Source organism: Allopusillimonas ginsengisoli (assembly GCF_004153455.1).
In the GTDB taxonomy this organism is placed as follows: Bacteria; Pseudomonadota; Gammaproteobacteria; order Burkholderiales; family Burkholderiaceae_B; genus Allopusillimonas; species Allopusillimonas ginsengisoli.
The window spans coordinates 1-2,526 of the sequence record NZ_SDQE01000026.1; the positions used below are offsets into that span (position 1 = coordinate 1).

3 protein-coding genes are annotated in these 2,526 nt (G+C 58.3%); all 3 read right to left on the reverse strand.

All coding sequences use genetic code 11. From position 1 onward, the window contains the following. Nucleotides 1-51: 51 nt before the first annotated feature. On the reverse strand, nt 52-1,677 hold the full coding sequence (gene tnpC, locus ERE07_RS21510) for an IS66 family transposase (RefSeq protein WP_245153833.1): 1,626 nt from the start codon (nt 1,675-1,677) through the stop codon (nt 52-54). A 78-nt stretch (nt 1,678-1,755) separates the two neighbouring features. After that, entirely contained in the window at nt 1,756-2,088 is a 333-nt protein-coding gene (gene tnpB / locus ERE07_RS21515; RefSeq protein ID WP_130011064.1) for an IS66 family insertion sequence element accessory protein TnpB, read from the reverse strand. Next, the coding region (locus ERE07_RS21520; protein WP_342366257.1) for a transposase at nt 2,085-2,526 on the reverse strand (442 nt) is incomplete at its 5' end. The genes ERE07_RS21520 and tnpB, both read right to left, overlap by 4 nt.

Consider the following 2,526-nt stretch of genomic DNA (forward strand, 5'->3'; position numbering starts at 1 on the left):
GTAAGGTTCCGGCGAACACACCTTGACTCCTGCTGATGCAGGCGTTGTTGATCAGGCCGTAGCGGGTTGCCAGTTGTGCGGCAGGAGCTGGTCGATCTGACTCGCTTTGTACGTGGGCAGATGGTTCAGCACATCCTTCAAGTAGGCATACGGATCGTGGCCATTGAGTTTGGCGGACTGAATCAGACTCATGACGGCAGCAGCGCGCTGGCCGCCACGTAACGAACCTGCGAAGAGCCAGTTGCGGCGTCCTAGGGCTACGGGACGGATTTGCTGTTCGATATGATTGTTATCGATCGGGAGCCGGCCGTCACCAAGGTAGCGCGTGAGCGCCACCCAGCGTTTCAGGCTGTAGTCCAGGGCCTTGGCTGTACCCGACCCATCGGGCACACGTAGTCGTTGTGCCAGCATCCACGCATGCAATTGATCTGCAATCGGCTTGGCTTTTTCCTGACGGATTCGCCATCGTTCGTGGGCATCGAGTGCTTGGGTTTCACGCTCGATCCCATAGAGTTCGCCGATATAGTTCACGGCGTGTTTGGCCAGTTGGCTTTGGTTGGCCACGTGCAGATCGAAGAATTTTCTTCGCGCATGCGCCATACAACCGATTTCTGTGATGCCCTGCGCAAATCCCTTCTTATAGCCACTGTAATCGTCGACGACCAGGCTGCCGCACCATTCGCCCAGAAACGCACGGGCGTGTTCACCAGCGCGGCCTGGTGCGAAGTCGTAGACAACGCCCTTCATATCTTCAAACACGCCCGGAGCATAAGCCCACAGGTAAGCGCGATGTGCTGTCTTGCCAGTGTCGGGCCGTAGCATCGTGACGGGCGTTTCATCAGCATGCAGCACATCGTGTTTGAGGATCGCCTCGCGCAGGGCATCCACCAACGGTTGCAGGCGCACACCACAGACTCCGACCCAGTCGGCCAGTGTAGAAGTCGATAGCTTTACACCTGCACGCTCGAAGATCTTCTGCTGGCGATACAGCGGCTGATGATCTGCGTATTTCGCCACCAGCACGTGAGCCAGCAGCCCGGTTGTGGCCAGCCCTTTGTCGATGACGTGGGCGGGGACCGGTGCTTGAATCAGGGTTTCGCACTGGCGGCAGGCCCATTTGCCACGAACGTGGCGCTCGACCTGAGCCACTCCGGGGAGGTAGTCCAGCTTCTCGGCCACGTCTTCGCCAACACGCTTCATCTGGCAACCACAGACACAGGTGGTGCTGTCCGGTTCGTGGTGGATGTCAACGCGCGGCAACTGCGGTGGCAGTGCCATGCGCTTGGGTTGCTCGCGCGCCTCGGTGGTCTTGGGCACGCCGCTTAATTGTTTGAGCTCTTCTTCGATGGCCGCAATGTCAGCACTGACGGTCTCTTGCAGAAGGCTGCCCTGCACACCACTGATCTGTTCGCTCTTTTTACCAAACTGGAACCGACGTAGCACTGCAATCTCGTGCGTGAGCTTGACTATTGTGGCTCGCTTAAATTCGATGTCCTGGTCTTTACGAACAATGAGCGCCTCTTTTTTTGCCAGCGTTTCGGTACGTTGTGCCAGCAATTGCTCGTGTTCGGCCAATCTCTGACAGGTCTGGGCCAGCTGCTGATCGCGCTCGCTCAGTAGCGCACGCAATGCGCGGGCATCCAGGTGATCAAGGTAGTCTGGCGAAGGCGAACTCATAGGAACGAAGTTTGCCACAGGGTGGCTCGGGCCACTATGGGCGCATGCCCGTATTGTTTTTACTGCCCGATTTTGTATCTAAAGGGCATCGATGATGCCGCTCTCACCGATACGGTGCCAGGGCAGTCCGATGACTAGGCCCTGCAACTGTTCGTCGCTCAGTTCAATATGGATTTGGTCTGCTCGTGGCCACACGAATCGGCCCTGATTCAAGCGTCGGGCTGCCAGCCAAACACCCAGGCCGTCATGCACCAGAATCTTCATTCGGTTGGCCCGCCGGTTGGCAAACACGTAGGCGTGATGAGGTCGTGCCGCGCCGAAGTCCTTGACCACACGTGCCAGAGCCGTGTCGGGCCCAGCCCGCATATCCATCGGTTCGACCGCCAGCCAGACCTGATCGACTCGGATCACACCAGCAACTCCCGGGCGAAGCAGGCCAGGCCTTTATGATCTTCGCAGGGCCAGTGCACCGTCATGGTCAATCCTCGGACGGCTAGCGCAACCTCGATCGTCTTGTTTGCTTGGATAGGATCAGGCGCTTGAGCAGCGGGCAGCGCTGGGGGCATGACCTGGCCACTATCGACTACCGGCAACGGTTTGACGGCAAACCAGTTCGCTGGTGTCACATCTACCGTTTGCACCGGCAACGCTACGCCGTCATTCTGTAAAGTATGTTTGCCGTAGCGTTCGTGCTCCGTTACCCAGCGATGCAACACATTGGGGTTCATGCCATGATCGATGGCCAGCGAAGCCAACGCGACATTACCCTCCAGACATTGGGCGACCAGCTCTGCCTTGAACTGCGGGCTGTAAGTGCGCCGCACCGGACGCGGGGGAAGAGAGTTTATG